Here is a 15,997-nt window from a genome sequence, read left to right as displayed (position 1 = left end):
CAAGCTGCTGAATTTGAAAAAGTTGGATGTTTTGGTGCTCGATGTAAAAGTTCGGAAGCGCAACTAACCATCAGTGGTAAGGCAAAATACTGATGGTTAGCTTTGTTTATAAAGCGGAGGATTTTTCTTTTCGTCTATATTCAAAAGGAGTGTAATTTGTTTCTTTTTTAAAAAGTTTGGTAAAGTAGGAGTAATTTCCATATCCGACTTTATCTGAGATTATATGTACTGGTAATGTAGTTTGAATGAGTAGCTCCTTAGCGATGTCTACTCTTTTTTTGATGATATAGTTTACAAGAGAGAGTCCAGTTTCTTTCTTAAAAATTCTTGCTATATAATCTGGGCTTAAATATACAATCTTTGCAATATTATCTCTTGTAATATTCTCATGATAATGTTCATCAATATAGTCACAAATTGTATTAACAACGGTTTTCTGAGAGTGAATAAAATCTACATATTGCAGCGAAATATCAACTAAGTAAGTAATATAAATCATCATATCATCGATTGAACGCAATGATTGTGTTTGTAAAAAGTTATTTGTATTTCCATCAAATAATTTGTGTGCAAGCACTTCCTTCTTTTTTAAGTGTGTAAATAACAATTGTGTAATATCCAAACGGAAATTACATAAAACATCAAGATTAAGAGCGTTTGATTCTTTCAAGTGAATTAAATACTGTCGACATTTAGCTAAAAAGCTTTGTTTGTTTCCATTTTGCAGATACTTCTCTAAAATAGCTAAATTAGGTTCTGTGTAACTAGTGACTGTTATCTCATAAGATAGAAAGTGCTGAACAGAATTTCTAAACTCAATCATATCGTCACTTTTTCGCTGGAGCTGCTTTACTGCTGACTGAATGTTGACTAACGGAGCAGGAAAACCAATACTAAAACGACTATCTATTGACAGCTCCTCCTTAAGCGTATGGATTAAGTTCTTGCATAATGAAACGAATGAGGTTTGTTCATCACTTTTTTTTAAAAGAAGTACATAGCTTTCTTTATTAATATCAAGGGTGACTATACTCTCTAAAGAAAAGCGCTTTTCTTTAAGGGTAGAGTTTAAATGGACAATTAGTTTAGAAACCAATGCTTTATCTATTTCAAAAATAGGCGTGCTGTTTTCTTTAAAAGACATATGATAAGGAAATATATTTAGTAAAATGGGCAAAAAATAGTCTTCTGTAGAATAATTTAAATGATTTTTTAGTAATTGTTCTTCTAGGTCTGCTTGAAGCCACTCATGGTTTCTTAAATATGAACTCCAAAAATGATCTACTAGCTTTTGTTTGTTCTGCTGCCAATACTGACCTACTTGGATGGCCTGTTGACTTTGTTGATTGGCTTTTACTTTCTTAATCGCTTTTAATATACTGAATTCTAATTTATCGATTTCAATTGGTTTTAAATAGTATTCAAAGCTCTGAAGCTCAATCGCCTTTTGGGCATAATGAAAATCAGCAAAATTAGTTAAGAAAATGGTCTGGATTGTATAGCCTTCTTGCCGCACCCATGCCAATAATTCGAGGCCGCTACCTTGCGGCATTTCAATATCTGAAATAAGCAAATGAATGCTTTGTTTTTTAAATATATTCTTTGCTTGGCGGATATTATGGGCCGTATAGACTCGCTCAATTCCTAGATTCTCCCAATTGACCTTCTCCTTTAATAAGGCAACGACAAAGCGATCATCATCTACAACTAAGACATTCATTGTTTATTCCTCCATTAATTGAGTTGGGATAACTAATTGAACAATCGTTCCACTTTCAATTCCGTTTGAAAAGGAAATGGAAAAACTATTCCCATAAAGCATTTGAAGCCTTTGAATGACATTGTTTATTCCAATTTGCCTGCCATTAATTTCTGAAATGGGCAGTTGGTTTTCGAGTTTATCTAGTATATCTGGTGGATAGCCTGGGCCATTATCTTTTATCGTAATATTCATTTTTTGTTCAGCTTTCAAAGTGGATATGTTTAGAGAAATAATAAGTGTATCCTCGTCGTTTATAGCTGAATGTCCGTGTTTGATGCTATTTTCAATAAAAGTTTGCAGAATCAATGGCGGGATTTGTACTTCCCCCACGTCTAAAGCAAAGGATGTTTCAAATTGGAAAGTCGGTCCGTGTAATAATTGTTGAATAGCAAGATAATCGTGGATATGATCCAGTTCCCTTTTTAATGAAACAAAATGGAGATTTGTTTGAAAAAGATAGCGAAAGTAACGGGATGTAGCAATGGACATTTTTTTGATTTCTGCAAACATCTGCATTTCCGCCATACTGTGAATACTTGATAAACAATTAATATAAAAATGTGGCTTAATCTGTAATCGCAAAAAATCCATCTCTATTTTTTTCTTTTCAAGCTCTTGTTCATAAATATTAATTTTTAACTTTTTTATTTCTTGAATAAGGTTTTTAAATTGGGTGTTAGCTTGCTCCAGCTCCACGATACTGCTACTTTCAAAATCAATCATATTGGTACTATTGTTTAGTTCAGATAGATTTTTAGAGAATTTTTGAATAGGGAAGATTAACCGATTTTTAATATAAACCAAAATGAAAAATAAGATAATGCTAATAACAATGGTAGCTAAAATTAAGATGAATTGTGTAATAACAACATGTTTAAATGCTCCAAAATGATCTACGTTTATTTGTAGACTAAATGGCAATAAAGTTTGTTTTTCTTGAAACCGTAACTTACTTGTAAAAAAGTCATAGGATGCTGCGTCGTTTGCTGTTGACTGATTGGTGGTTAAAATTGTTCTTCTCTCTTGCTTCATTACGATGGAGCCATTTCTCCCTAAATTAAAGTTTTCTAGAGGCTTTAATAGGTCTTCAGCAGAAACTAGGCAAACAAAAATCCGATTTTCATAGCTTAATAGATGATAAAAATAAAAGGCGCCGTTTATTTTTATTGCTTTCCAAGTGCTAAAGTTTTCATATGTATGCAGAGAGTCATTTTTAGAGAAAAAGTAATTCTTTATTTGTAAATAATCTTGATAAGGCAGTTTAATTGGTGATGCATTGGTAAAAAAGGATTCTCTTTTTAGACCGAGAAAGAACTGAAACTCTTTACCTGTCGAGTATTGAAAGTCAATTATACGCGTTCGAAAATTAGTTAAGTCTCGGGGGAATTCGTCCATCTTCATGTTTTCTTCCATTTCTTCAATTAATGGCTCGTGCACGACCGTCCAAATCATAAAGTGGTCAACTGCTTTTAAGTTGGTACGCACATTCTCCATATAAAGATTGACCGTATTGGTAATCGTCTCAATGCTTTGTTTTCGTGTAATGGAGATGGTTAACATGCTAATAAACATGTTGATTAGTAAGATAATGACCATAATGATTAACAGTACTTTTAAATAGTAATTGATCGATCGGGATGGGTTTTTATCAATAGAACGGACCATTTACTCATCTCCCATGCTTATTATCATTATATTAATTTGTCAAACTATTTCTAGCAGTATTCCGTCAGAAAAATATAAAAAAGACAGAAAAATAACGGAATACTGCTATTTCTTCGTGTAATTAGAAAGGAATGATAAAATCTATCCTGTTTAGTATTATTTCAGGTCGGTATAGCTCTATTTTTATTGAATGCGCTTTCATATAATGATTATATCAAACAAAGGAGGTGGAAGAGTTGAAAAGTACGATAGCTACGGAAAAAAACACGCAAGTAACACCAAATATTCCAAACAAAATAAGACACATAAAGCAAATCAAAAAAAGTCTGCCCTTATATGTGTTGCTTCTGCCTACTCTCATTCTATTAATTTGTTTTACGTATATTCCGATGTATGGAATTATCATGGCATTTAAGGATTATTCTCCCGCTCTTGGAATTTGGAATAGTCCTTGGGTTGGAATGAAGCATTTTATCCAGTACTTTCATTCCTACCAATTTGGTTTAACGGTGAAAAACACCTTATATATTAGTTTATATAGTCTGTTAGTTGGGTTTCCTCTGCCGATAGCTTTAGCCATCCTCTGTAACCAAATGCGTATTGGCATGTTTAAAAAGGTTTTTCAAGTTACAACGTACTTGCCGCATTTTATTTCTACAATGGTAATGTGCGGGATGATATTAATTTTTTTATCACCGAGTACTGGGCTTATCGCAAATGTTCTATCTTTATTTGGGATGGAAATGCCGAACCTGTTATCAAAGCCGGCACTATTTAGCAGTGTATATGTGTGGAGTGATGTATGGCAGCATTTAGGCTGGGATAGTATTATTTTTTTGGCTGCCTTGTCAGCAATTGACCCAACTTATTATGAAGCTGCAACAATGGACGGCGCAAGCAGAATTCAAAAAATTATTCATATCGATTTACCGCTTATTATGCCTACGGCTATGATTCTATTAATTTTGCGTGCCGGCAGTCTTTTGAGTGTTGGCTTCGAAAAAGTATTATTATTACAAAATCCATTAAATTTAACGGGCAGTGAGGTTATCTCCACCTATGTATATAAAGTGGGGATGCAGAACTTCCAGTATAGTCTTTCCACAGCAATTGGGCTATTTAATACGGTAGTTAATGTAATCATATTACTTTTTGTCAATTGGCTTTCAAAGAAGCTTACGAAAACAAGTTTATTGTAGGAGGGGGGGCATTAGAATTGGAAGGAACACTTATTCAAAAATTCAATAAAAAGTTAAAAAGGAAAAAAAGGTGGAATGATTGCTTATTTGACATAGCTGTTTACACAATTGCTATTTTAATGATTTCAATGATTGTATATCCTCTCTGGTTTATTATTATTGCTTCATTTAGTAATCCAACAGATGTAACCAATGGGAATGTATGGTTTTGGCCAAAAGAGTGGCGCTTGGATGGCTATATTGAATTATTTAAGCAGGAGATTATTTGGAGATCGTATATCAATACGATTATTTATACAGCAGCAGGGACGATTATTGCCATAATTGTTAATATTCCTGCCGGATATGCTTTATCAAGGTCTGACTTATTCGGGAAAAAGTGGCTTTCTATTTTTATCCTAATTCCTATGTTCGTCAGCGGGGGCTTGGTACCAACCTATTTAGTCGTAAAAGGCTTTGGATTACTTGATACCTTTTGGGTAATGGTATTGCCTTTTGCAGTGTCTTCCTTTCATATTATTATCGCTCGAACATTCTTCAAAAATAGTATCCCTGATACATTGTGGGAAGCCGCTCAAATTGATGGCTGCGGAACCATACGCTACTTTCTAACGATTGTGCTGCCATTATCAAAAGCCATTTTAGCTGTAATTGGATTGTGGACGGCTGTTGGTATTTGGAATTCATGGTTTAATGCATTAATTTATATTTCGAACGAAGACTTACAGCCACTCCAATTAGTGTTGAGAAGAATCTTAATTTCCAATGAATCCTTACTTGGTACTGCATCTGGTGAACTCGCATCGGAATTGAGAAGATTATCTGAAATGATGAAATATGCAGCGATTGTTGTATCAACTGCACCAATTATGTGCTTATATCCATTTTTACAGAAATATTTTAATCAAGGTGTCATGGTTGGTTCCATTAAAGAATAAGAGAGGGGAAGGAAAAGATGTTAGAGAGAAGCTGGAAAGGGTTATTGAGTGTCGTTTTAGCAAGTAGCTTAATAGTTGGCTGCAGTAATGCTAATACGAACCCAACAGAAAAGGAAGATGGAGAATACCGAATTGCAACCGTCCGCTGGTCAGACTGGGGAGATGATTTTCTAAAAGGCTTTGTAGAAGAGACGGAAAAAGAAGCAGGAATTAATGTCGATTGGGATATTTACTTGAATTCAGAATGGGGAGATAAGAAATCAGTTTTAATGGCAGGTGGAGATTTACCAGATGCATTTTGGGGATCACTTGCTTTAAGTGATGGAGATATTGCCCAAAATCAAAGTCTCTTTATTCCCCTAGAGGATCTCATTGCCGAAAATATGCCGAATTTAATGGCAGCATTTGACAAAGAGCCGTCTCTGCGAGCTTTAGTTACTTCGCCAGATGGTCATATTTATAGCTTGCCTAAGAAATTGCCTTTAAGACCATTGACAGGAAATCAGTTGTTTATTAATCAAAAATGGTTAGACAATTTGGGCTTGGAAATGCCAGATACGTATGAAGATTTCTATCATGTTCTTCAAGCATTTAAGGAAAAGGATGCCAATGGAAATGGCGACTTAAATGATGAAATTCCATATGGGGGGAATATTTATGGCTTTATATTACCGTTTGGTGTAACAAAGGGTAATGATAAAGCCGGCTTAATGACGCTAAAAGATGGAAAGCCTTCTTACATTCCAACACAAGAAGAATATAAAGAAGGGATTGCATGGATGCATCAAGCATACAAGGATGGCTTAATCGATCAGGAACTGTTTACACAAGATGATTCAATGGCAGAAGCAAAGCGTAAAGATGAAAACGATGCATTAGTAGGTGTTGCCTTCGGCTGGACTCCAGATGCTGTATTTGGTCCAAATGCCGAAGAATATGTACCATTAGCTCCACTAAAAGGTCCGGATGGAGAAAGATATGTCATTTCTGATACAGAAACATATTCGAGAAATGAACTACTAATTACTACCCAAGCTAAGGACCCGGCGAAATTGCTGCAATGGGCGGATAAGTTTTATACAGAGGATGCAAGCATTCAAACTTTTTATGGTTCCTTTGGAATTGGGGTAGAGAAGAAGGATGATGGATCATATCAAGTACTGGATGCACCAGAAGGCGAATCTGCAGATATTTTTGCCTGGACAAATTCATTCCGTGATTTTGGTCCAAAGTACATTGAGGACGGTTTTAATGAAAAGGTAACATTGCCTACAGACAGTGGGGATGGATTGAAGTTAGAATTGGACAAAAAAATAAGTGAATATGCAAGAGAGCAATTTCCAACAGTAAGTTTTACGGCAGAAGAAATGCAGCGTTTAAACACATTAAATGTAGACTTAACTTCCTATGTAAATTCCATGCAATCAAAATGGGTTGTAGAAGGTGGCATAGAAAAAGAGTGGGATGACTATATAAGTCAATTAAAGAAAATGGGCTACGATGAATTTATGGAAATTCAAAACAATGCGTTTAACCGCTATCAAGAATCATTAAAATAGTTCAAAAATATAACAGTCAGAGAATTAATATATTCTGGCTGTTACTTCTATATGGAGACTAGGTAACTTTTATAGGACTAATTCGGAAAAGGAAGGTGAATGAAATGAGTTCCCTTTTTCAAATAGATGGTCTGATTGGCAGAAAATTAGCGAGAATGGTGGATATATTTTTATTAAATTTAATTTTTATTCTTTTTTCTCTGCCTGTTGTGACAATAGGTGCTTCACTGACAGCTTTATATACAGTCAGTTTTAAAATAATAAATGGGGAAGATCCATCTGTCTGGCGAAGTTATATCAAAGCGTTTAAAAAGAATCTAAAACAAAGTTCTTTCGTTTGGTTTCTTTTAATAGGGATTGCTGTCATACTGTTTGGCGATATTTATTATCTTGTATACACAAGTGGTATTTGGAAAATCATTTTTATGAGTCTCACTCTTTTCTTTGGTTTTCTCTACAGTACATTAATCTTATATATTTTCCCCTACTTATCTAGATTTGAGGATTCAATAAAAACAGGTATGGTGAATTCTTTATTAATGGGAGGATTTCACTTTCCCTTCCTCGTCCTGTTATTAATCATTAATTATTTACCTATAATCTTCATTATTTCGTCTTTTACTGGCTTTATGACAGGTATCTATTTCTTTACATTCGGGGGATTTTCCATTTTTGCTTTGCTGAACACAATTATATTGAAGAGAATTTTTTCAAAATATGAAAATAAAAAAGGAGAGAAGTAGAATGGAAGTAATACGAATAGGAATAATTGGCGTTGGCGGAATGGCTCAGTCTCATATCAAAGGACTGCAAAATGTTGGAACATTTAAAATAGAGGCAATCTGTGATTCGAATCGTGTAAGACTAAAAAAAGTCGGCGAGCAATTAGCTATTAAAACAGAAAATCAATATCAAGATTTCCGTGAGCTAATTGATTCTCAAAAAATAGATGCAGTTGTTTCTGTCACCCCTAATAATGTTCACGCACCTATTTTAGAATATTGTATGGAACGGAAGATGCCTATTTTAACAGAAAAACCATTTACTTTGGATTATGAGGAAGCACAGCAGCTTGCAGAAAAATATAAAAAACAACCTATTCCCTGTATGGTAGGATTTAGTTATCGATACACTCCTGCATTTCGCTTTGTAAAAGTATTGCTGGAAAAAGGGGAAATCGGTCAAATAAGAAATTTTTCTATTCAGTATCTGCAAGGTTGGGGAGCTCCATCGTATCAAACTCCTTATATGTGGCGCTTTAATCCTGCCATTACAGGAACAGGCGTATTAGGAGATTTAGGTTCCCATATGATTGATATGGCACATTATCTATTTGGACCATTCCAAGAGGTATCGGCAATATTGGAAAGTTTTATTACCAAAAGAAAATTAGAGCATTCGAATGAATCGAAAGAATTCGCTATTGATGATTTTGCAAGCTTTCAGGCCCGGATGGAAAACGGCATTATTGGTACATTTCAAACAACTAGAAATGCGATTGGATCAGGAAATCAGCATGAGATAGCGATTTTTGGAGATAAAGGAACGCTTCATGCAAGTACAAAGGAAGAAGATATCGTTTATTTAATTCAAGTTAATGAGGAAACGGGTGAACTTGTGGAGAAAAAAATGCATGTTCCCAAATCGGTCTATTTGACAGAATGGGAAGATTTCTCCAAAATGCTAAATGGGGAGGTAAGATTAGGTTTCCCAGATTTTATGACGGGAGTAATGAATCAACAAGTATTAGAAGCAATTAGGGAGTCCAGTAGAGTTCCTGGAAAAAGAATAGCACCTCTCTAAGAAGCTGAAAGGGATAGTGTTTGTTTAATTCTCCTAATAAAGGATAATAATAACCTAGGCAGCAATTCTACATAGATTAGTATTCGATTATTAGAAGGAGAATTTATTATATGAAGTTTAAAAATCATCTTGTCTTTAATGTTTCTGTAATTATTTTATTAGTGATTGTATTAATAGGAGTATTTGCACCAGAATCGCTTGAACAAACCTCAGCTAATGCACAATCTTTCATTACAGATTCTTTTGGCTGGTATTATTTAATTGTCGTTACGTTTTTCGTGATAATATGTTTATACTTATTAATAAGTCCGGTAGGAAGAATTAAATTAGGAAAACCTGAGGATAAGCCAGAATTTTCTCGAATAGTATGGTTAGCAATGCTTTTTAGCGCGGGAATGGGAATCGGACTTGTGTTTTACGGGACTGCGGAACCACTTAGTCATTATGCAATTAGTTCACCTACAAATGAGATTGGAACAGAACAAGGCATGAAAGATGCTATGAGATTTACCTATTTTCATTGGGGAATTCATGCATGGGCAGTGTATGGAATTGTGGCATTAAGCCTTGCTTATACTACCTTTCGCAAGGGAGGAAAGACGTTAATTAGTTCGACCTTAAAACCATTACTAGGTAATTCTATGGATGGAAGATTAGGAAGAATCATTGATATTATCGCTGTGTTTGCGACAGTTACTGGAATAGCAACAACACTAGGATTCGGTGCGGTACAAATTAATGGAGGGCTTTCTTTTCTTTATGGGGTTCCTTCTAGTTTTTTAACTCAATTTATTATTATTGTAATAGTTACCATCTTATTTTTACTCTCTGCTGTTTCAGGTTTAGGGAAAGGCATTAAGATTCTTAGCAATATGAATATGATACTAGCATTTGTCTTATTTTTATTTGTATTTATTTTGGGGAATACAGTCTTTATCCTCAATTTATTTACAGATACAGTGGGGACGTATCTACAGAATATAGTGCGCATGAGCTTCCGGATTTCCCCTTTAAATGGTGAAAATCGTCAATGGATAAATACTTGGACCATTTTTTACTGGGCTTGGTGGATTGCATGGTCACCGTTTGTTGGAATTTTTATTGCTAGAATTTCCAAAGGAAGAACAATCCGTGAATTTGTTACGTTTGTCTTATTTATCCCCTCCATAATTGGGTTTTTATGGTTTACAGTATTTGGGGGTAATGCGATGTTTATCGAGCATAAGGGATTAGGTTCTATTTCCACCTTCGCAACGGAAGAAACATTATTTGCTCTTTTAGAACATTTTCCTCTTAGTGCGGTATTATCTATTTTAGCAATTGTATTAATTGGTGTTTTCTTTATTACCTCAGCGGATTCAGGTACTTTCGTTTTAGGTATGCTTTCTGCCAATGGTACACAAAATCCGAGCAATAGAATTAAAGTAATTTGGGGACTCTTACTTACCTCTATTTCGCTTGTCTTACTTTATTCAGGGGGATTAGATGGTTTACAAAATATGATGATTATAGCCGCTCTCCCTTTTTCCGTTATTATGATCTTAATGACGGTAAGTTTATTAAAGGAGGTCCATTTGGAAAAAGCGGAATACGAATCAAAATGGAAAAAGAAAAAAGGCTCGATGTGATATCGAGTCTTTTTTCTTTTTAATCTTCATTCTCTTTGTCTTTATTAAACCATAACGGCTCATAATCATCGACTTCGCCATTATAATTGATTAATATTTCTTCACCAGCTTTTATATCCTTATAAGCATAATAGTCAAATGTATGCTTATCAAAATTAATCTCATATGTTGCATTTGGTTCATAGGAATGGTTAAAGAGCATGCCGTATCCAAGAACAACAGCACTGTGGTTAATCCCATATTCATAAACATAATCTTCTAGCACGGTTCTTTCGATATATTTATGCTGCTCATTAGGATATGGAACAACGGGAGCTTCATGGAATAAAGTACCTTTTTTGATATCACATGTAGCAAATACGCCTCTATTGAATTCTCCATCACTTAAGGGAGATGTTTTAATTTCAATCATCATTGATCACCTACAACTCTTTCTAAAGTATACTGCTATATCATACTCTAACATTGTTTCTATTATTTAGGAAATAAATAAAATAATTTTTTATAAAAAAGAAATAATTCTTGTAATAAACTGAGTTTTTAGCTAATGAAGGTTTGAGGATTCATAGTGTATAATGAGATAATATTCATTAAGGAGTATGTTTTCTTAAAGGAATTCAGTTAGTAAGATGATTACGTGTTAATAAAGCGGTAAACAAGGGCGTTTATACATTGTTTATAATAAAGAAAATAAAGAGGGAAAGAACAGGAGAAAAAATGAAAAATTATAAAATGCTTATTCAATATGATGGTGGACGTTACAAAGGATGGCAGCGTCTGGGAAATGGAGACCAATCTATTCAAGGGAAAATTGAAAATGTCTTAACAGAAATGGCAGGAGAAAAGATTGAAATTATTGGCTGCAGCCGAACAGATGCAGGGGTACATGCCTTATCTCAAGTTGCCAATTTTAAAATGAAGAAAGAGATGACGGAAAAAGAAGTAATGAATTATTTAAACCATTACTTGCCAAATGATATTAGTATATCAAAAGTACAGATTGTACCTGATCGCTTTCATGCGAGATATAATGCGAAGGATAAAACATATTTATATAAAATATGGAATAAATCGTATACCCATCCATTTATGCGTAAATATAGCATGCATGTAGAGAAACGATTAAATCTAAAGAAAATGGAACAAGCAGCTGCCTATTTTGTGGGGAAACATGATTTTACAGCTTTCTCCAATGCTAAATCAAAGAAAAAGTCTATGGTGAAAGAAGTATACTTTGTTGATATAAAAGAAGTTGACGGATTTATAGAAATTCGCGTGAGCGGCGATGGCTTCCTTTATAATATGGTCAGAAAAATGGTTGGTACATTGATTGAAGTTGGCTTAGGAAATATTGAAGCTGATGCTATTCCAGCAATTATGGAAACAAAGGATCGCAGCCTAACAGGCATGATGGCAGAAGCGAATGGGTTATTTTTAGAAAAAGTAAAGTTTTAATAGAAGTGAAGGCGAGCAAGTGGTTATTTTGAACTGCTTGCTTTTTTGTATCCTTTTAATGGTTAGGGAACAATAGTGAGGGACAGAGTGATTGAATTGCATCTAAACTTTAACAGCAAAAGATATACAAAGAAATTCATTATATTACTTTTAAAAATAAATTTTATACTATATATCTGAAAAGCTTTGCTAAAAAAAGAATGATTTGACGAATAAAAGGATAATTATATAAGATACAAAGATTTGTCACATCCTTTTGGTAATAAATAATTTTTGAATGCAGAAGTGAATTTATTTGGAGGAGGAAATTTTAGATGAAATATGCTGATGACAGTCTTATGCTTCATACCGATCTCTACCAAATTAATATGATGGAGACTTATTGGAGAGATGGAATACATGAACGAAAAGCTGTATTTGAACTTTATTTTCGCAAGCTGCCATTTGGTAATGGCTTTGCCGTTTTTGCTGGTTTAGAACGGATTTTATCTTATATAAAAAATTGCCGATTTACGGATAGTGATATTGATTATTTAAGAAGTGGAGTTGGCTATAAAGAGGACTTTTTAGATTATCTAAAAAATGTTACTTTTTCAGGAGACATTTATTGCATGGAAGAAGGAGAGCTAGTATTTGCTAATGAACCTATTCTACGTGTGGAAGCTCCACTTGCAGAAGCACAATTAGTGGAGACAGCATTATTAAATATTGTTAATTATCAAACACTTATTGCCACTAAAGCTGCGAGAATGAAACAGGTTATTGGCAGTCAAACGGCGATGGAGTTTGGAACAAGAAGAGCGCAGGAAATGGATGCGGCGATTTGGGGAACAAGGGCTGCCTATATCGGGGGATTTTCCGCCACTAGTAATGTAAGGGCTGGTAAGATTTTTGGCATACCTGTATCTGGTACACATGCACATGCATTAGTTCAAGCTTATCAAGATGAATATGAAGCTTTTAAGAAATATGCGGAGGCGCATACAGACTGCGTTTTTTTAGTGGATACATATGATACACTTCGTTCTGGTGTACCCAATGCCATAAAGGTAGCAAAGGAATTTGGTGACAAAATTAATTTTAAAGGAATTCGCTTAGACAGTGGAGATTTAGCCTATCTTTCTAAGAAAGCAAGAGCAATGCTTGATGAAGCCGGGTTCTACGATGCGAAAATTATCGCATCGAATGATTTAGATGAGTATACAATTATGAATTTACAGGCAGAAGGAGCAAAGATTGATATTTGGGGAATTGGCACAAAGCTGATAACAGCGTTCGATCAGGCAGCATTAGGAGCTGTGTATAAATTAGTAAGCATTGAAAATGAATCAGGTGAAATGAGAGATACAATAAAATTATCTGGAAATCCGGAAAAGATATCCACACCAGGGCAGAAAAGGGTATATCGAATTATTAATAAGGAAAATGGTCATGCAGAAGGTGATTACATTACCCTCGCAACTGAAGCTATCACACAAGAACCTTTAAAAATGTTTCATCCTGTTCATCCTTATTTGAATAAGGTGGTAACAAACTACCAGGCAATTGAACTACATCATCCGGTTATAAAGAATGGACAAATTCAAATAACTCCACCACTATTAACGGATATTCAAAAAAAGGTCGAGGAAAATCTAGAGTTGTTATGGAATGAATATAAAAGAACGCTCAATCCGGAAGAGTATCCAGTTGATTTAAGTAAGGCTTGCTGGGAAAACAAGCGCAATTATATCGAGAAAATGAAGGGGAAGACGAACCGAATTTAAAAGGGAGGAAAATATGTGAGAAAAATAGGGGTTTATGGATCATCCTTTGATCCTATTACAAATGTTCATCTTTGGACAGCTAGCACAGTTGCTCATCGATGTAAGTTAGATAAAGTTATCTTTCTTCCTTCTTCGAGCAAAAGAAGAGATAAAACAATGGAAACAGCTGATGAACATCGCATAGAGATGGTCAATATGGCAATAGCTGACAATGATAAATTTGCAGTCGATGACTATGAAATGAAGCAAGATGGCTGGGAAATCTATACGTATCACACAATGAATTATTTTAAAAAATTATTTCCAGAAGACGAAGTATATTTCATTATGGGAGCCGATTTACTTGTTGATATTGGACAAGGCAAATGGACCAAAGGGGAAGAATTGGTAGCGGAAAATCGATTTATTGTTATGGCCCGAAATGGAGTTGATATGCTTTCCACGATCAGCCGCTCACCACTTCTCCGCAATCATGATGATGGGAAGACCTTTCACTTGTTAGATAAGGGACTGTCCATGGAAATAAGCTCTACGTATATACGGGAAGAGTTTTCAATGGGGGGAGAACCAAGGTATCTTTTGCCAGAAAAGTGCTATCAATATATAAAGAAAAATAAGTTATATCAGTAAACCGTTCTAAAAAAAGCATAGAAAAGAACAAAATTAATAATAAATTAGTAATTGATGAATACTGAATAGTCTGATAGAATGGAGGCAATCTAAAGGCTATGTGTAACTGGCGAAATACGGATAACCGTAGGGGAGCACATAGTGTCGTATGCCGTTCGCCTGGGCAGAGGTAAGGGAATGAACTCCTTGCCTTTTTCTTTTTTTACTATTTCCGTTAAAAAAGGGAAGCAGTATGTTCCAAGCTTACAAAGAATATAATTGATGAAAAAGGGAGCAATGGAGATGAGCACTACGACTGTTAAAGAAGTAAAAACAATTAAGACGTTAAATAATATTGCAGCAAGTGGACTAAATGTATTTAAAAAAGGGAATTTTACAATGGATGATACGAGTGCCAATCCTGATGCGATTCTTTTGCGCAGCTTTAATATGCATGGGTTGGAATTGGGAGATAATTTAAAGGCAATAGCACGTGCAGGAGCAGGAGTCAATAATATACCGGTTGAACAATGTACAGCAAAAGGAATTGTTGTATTTAATACACCTGGTGCGAATGCAAATGCCGTAAAAGAGATGGTGCTCATGTCATTAATGGCTTCTTCCCGAAATTTATTTGAAGGAGTATCATGGGCCAAAACACTTGTTTCGGAAGGTGATCAAATTCCAAAACTTGTGGAAACAGGTAAAAAACAATTTGTTGGACATGAAATTAAAGGAAAAACATTAGGTGTAATTGGTTTAGGTGCAATTGGTGCTCTGGTAGCAAACGATGCTCTTGCCCTTGATATGGATGTTATTGGGTATGATCCATTTCTTTCTGTCGATACTGCTTGGAATTTATCACGTAATGTTAAGCGAGCAATGACATTAGATCAATTATTTGCAGAGTCTGACTATATTACGGTTCATGTTCCATTAACGGAAGACACGAAGGGAATGTTTAATAAAAAGGCTTTTGCCTTAATGAAACCTGGTACGCAAATTCTGAATTTTTCTCGTGGAGAGCTAGTAAATGAAATAGACATGGCTGTTGCATTGGAAGATGGGAAGATAGGACGATATATAACAGATTTCCCAAATGAACATGTTCTCCAAATGAAAAATACGATTGCGATTCCACACCTTGGTGCATCTACAGGAGAATCAGAAGAAAATTGTGCGGTAATGGCAGCGCGTCAGGTAAAGGATTTCTTGGAAACTGGAAATGTGAAAAACGCTGTGAACTTTCCGAATGCATCTATTCCCTATACGGGAAAACGTCGGGTGACGGCATTCCATTTAAATGTTCCTAATATGGTTGGTCAAATGACACAAGTAATTTCTACCTATCAGTTAAATATTGCCGATATGATAAATAGAAGCCGTGGCGAATATGCTTACACGATGATAGATATTGATAACCAAGTAGCGGATGAGATTGTTCCTCTTTTATCTAAGCAATTAAAGGAAATCGATGGAATTGTAATGCTGAGAGTAATCTAATTCGCGAAATAGTAAATAGACACTTACACTTATAGGCTCTCAGGCAAAATAGATTTTTGCTGGAGTCTATTTGTACCTAGTTGGATTATGCCAGCGATGGAGTACGAGAC

General features: G+C 34.9%; 13 protein-coding genes and 1 riboswitch. Of the genes, 10 read left to right on the top strand and 3 right to left on the bottom strand.

What is annotated here, in order from left to right; all coding sequences use genetic code 11:
- Positions 1 to 106: 106 nt before the first annotated feature.
- Positions 107 to 1,720, bottom strand: coding sequence for a response regulator transcription factor (locus BCI01S_RS14550; protein WP_047941565.1), 1,614 nt, complete (start codon positions 1,718 to 1,720; stop codon positions 107 to 109).
- A 3-nt stretch (positions 1,721 to 1,723) separates the two neighbouring features.
- Complete coding sequence (locus BCI01S_RS14545) at positions 1,724 to 3,427, bottom strand: sensor histidine kinase (RefSeq protein WP_061799614.1); 1,704 nt, start codon at positions 3,425 to 3,427, stop codon at positions 1,724 to 1,726.
- A gap of 236 nt (positions 3,428 to 3,663) precedes the next feature.
- Between BCI01S_RS14545 and BCI01S_RS14540 the strand changes: the two genes are divergently transcribed.
- From BCI01S_RS14540 to BCI01S_RS14515, 6 genes are all read left to right on the top strand, one after another.
- Complete coding sequence (locus BCI01S_RS14540) at positions 3,664 to 4,626, top strand: ABC transporter permease (RefSeq protein WP_217275619.1); 963 nt, start codon at positions 3,664 to 3,666, stop codon at positions 4,624 to 4,626.
- 17 nt (positions 4,627 to 4,643) lie between these two features.
- A complete protein-coding gene (locus BCI01S_RS14535; protein WP_235844514.1) occupies positions 4,644 to 5,564 on the top strand; it encodes a carbohydrate ABC transporter permease in 921 nt (306 codons plus the stop codon).
- 17 nt (positions 5,565 to 5,581) lie between these two features.
- Positions 5,582 to 7,123 carry a type 2 periplasmic-binding domain-containing protein gene (locus BCI01S_RS14530; RefSeq protein ID WP_047941567.1) on the top strand — a complete coding sequence of 514 codons (1,542 nt, stop codon included), beginning with the start codon at positions 5,582 to 5,584 and terminating at the stop codon, positions 7,121 to 7,123.
- Positions 7,124 to 7,227: 104 nt separating this feature from the next.
- A complete protein-coding gene (locus BCI01S_RS14525; RefSeq protein ID WP_061799610.1) occupies positions 7,228 to 7,866 on the top strand; it encodes a YesL family protein in 639 nt (212 codons plus the stop codon).
- Position 7,867: 1 nt separating this feature from the next.
- Complete coding sequence (locus tag BCI01S_RS14520; protein ID WP_047941569.1) at positions 7,868 to 8,926, top strand: Gfo/Idh/MocA family protein; 1,059 nt, start codon at positions 7,868 to 7,870, stop codon at positions 8,924 to 8,926.
- A 110-nt stretch (positions 8,927 to 9,036) separates the two neighbouring features.
- Positions 9,037 to 10,554 carry a glycine betaine uptake BCCT transporter gene (locus BCI01S_RS14515; RefSeq protein WP_047941570.1) on the top strand — a complete coding sequence of 506 codons (1,518 nt, stop codon included), beginning with the start codon at positions 9,037 to 9,039 and terminating at the stop codon, positions 10,552 to 10,554.
- A 19-nt stretch (positions 10,555 to 10,573) separates the two neighbouring features.
- On the opposite strand, the gene BCI01S_RS14510 is transcribed toward BCI01S_RS14515, so the two are convergent.
- The gene (locus tag BCI01S_RS14510; protein ID WP_047941571.1) at positions 10,574 to 10,966 is read right to left on the bottom strand and encodes an SET domain-containing protein; all 393 of its coding nucleotides are present in this window, start codon (positions 10,964 to 10,966) and stop codon (positions 10,574 to 10,576) included.
- Between the two features lie 305 nt (positions 10,967 to 11,271).
- On the opposite strand from BCI01S_RS14510, the gene truA reads away from it, so the two are divergent.
- The 4 genes from truA to BCI01S_RS14490 all read left to right on the top strand — a co-directional run bounded on the left by truA (position 11,272) and on the right by BCI01S_RS14490 (position 15,887).
- On the top strand, positions 11,272 to 12,009 hold the full coding sequence (gene truA / locus BCI01S_RS14505; protein ID WP_061799606.1) for a tRNA pseudouridine(38-40) synthase TruA: 738 nt from the start codon (positions 11,272 to 11,274) through the stop codon (positions 12,007 to 12,009).
- A gap of 314 nt (positions 12,010 to 12,323) precedes the next feature.
- On the top strand, positions 12,324 to 13,775 hold the full coding sequence (locus tag BCI01S_RS14500) for a nicotinate phosphoribosyltransferase (RefSeq protein WP_061799600.1): 1,452 nt from the start codon (positions 12,324 to 12,326) through the stop codon (positions 13,773 to 13,775).
- A 15-nt stretch (positions 13,776 to 13,790) separates the two neighbouring features.
- Positions 13,791 to 14,405: a nicotinate-nucleotide adenylyltransferase gene (gene nadD, locus BCI01S_RS14495; RefSeq protein ID WP_061799595.1), complete on the top strand. Its 615-nt coding sequence runs from the start codon at positions 13,791 to 13,793 to the stop codon at positions 14,403 to 14,405.
- A gap of 92 nt (positions 14,406 to 14,497) precedes the next feature.
- Positions 14,498 to 14,577: riboswitch (ZMP/ZTP riboswitch) on the top strand.
- Between the two features lie 110 nt (positions 14,578 to 14,687).
- Entirely contained in the window at positions 14,688 to 15,887 is a 1,200-nt protein-coding gene (locus BCI01S_RS14490) for a phosphoglycerate dehydrogenase (protein WP_047941575.1), read from the top strand.
- The last annotated feature ends 110 nt before the right edge of the window (positions 15,888 to 15,997 follow it).

It is taken from the genome of Niallia circulans NBRC 13626 (assembly GCF_001591585.1).
Taxonomy (GTDB): domain Bacteria; phylum Bacillota; class Bacilli; order Bacillales; family Cytobacillaceae; genus Niallia; species Niallia circulans.
The sequence above is the reverse complement of the archived record's forward strand: the minus strand, read 5'-3'. Positions and strand labels throughout refer to the sequence as shown.

Coding starts and splice junctions, on each gene's coding strand:
- BCI01S_RS14530 (WP_047941567.1), top strand. CDS start 5,582: ATGTTAGAGAGAAGCTGGAAAGGGTTATTGAGTGTCGTTTTAGCAAGT.
- BCI01S_RS14550 (WP_047941565.1), bottom strand. CDS start 1,720: ATGAATGTCTTAGTTGTAGATGATGATCGCTTTGTCGTTGCCTTATTA.
- BCI01S_RS14500 (WP_061799600.1), top strand. CDS start 12,324: ATGAAATATGCTGATGACAGTCTTATGCTTCATACCGATCTCTACCAA.
- BCI01S_RS14515 (WP_047941570.1), top strand. CDS start 9,037: ATGAAGTTTAAAAATCATCTTGTCTTTAATGTTTCTGTAATTATTTTA.
- BCI01S_RS14510 (WP_047941571.1), bottom strand. CDS start 10,966: ATGATTGAAATTAAAACATCTCCCTTAAGTGATGGAGAATTCAATAGA.
- BCI01S_RS14545 (WP_061799614.1), bottom strand. CDS start 3,427: ATGGTCCGTTCTATTGATAAAAACCCATCCCGATCGATCAATTACTAT.
- BCI01S_RS14520 (WP_047941569.1), top strand. CDS start 7,868: ATGGAAGTAATACGAATAGGAATAATTGGCGTTGGCGGAATGGCTCAG.
- BCI01S_RS14490 (WP_047941575.1), top strand. CDS start 14,688: ATGAGCACTACGACTGTTAAAGAAGTAAAAACAATTAAGACGTTAAAT.
- truA (WP_061799606.1), top strand. CDS start 11,272: ATGAAAAATTATAAAATGCTTATTCAATATGATGGTGGACGTTACAAA.
- BCI01S_RS14525 (WP_061799610.1), top strand. CDS start 7,228: ATGAGTTCCCTTTTTCAAATAGATGGTCTGATTGGCAGAAAATTAGCG.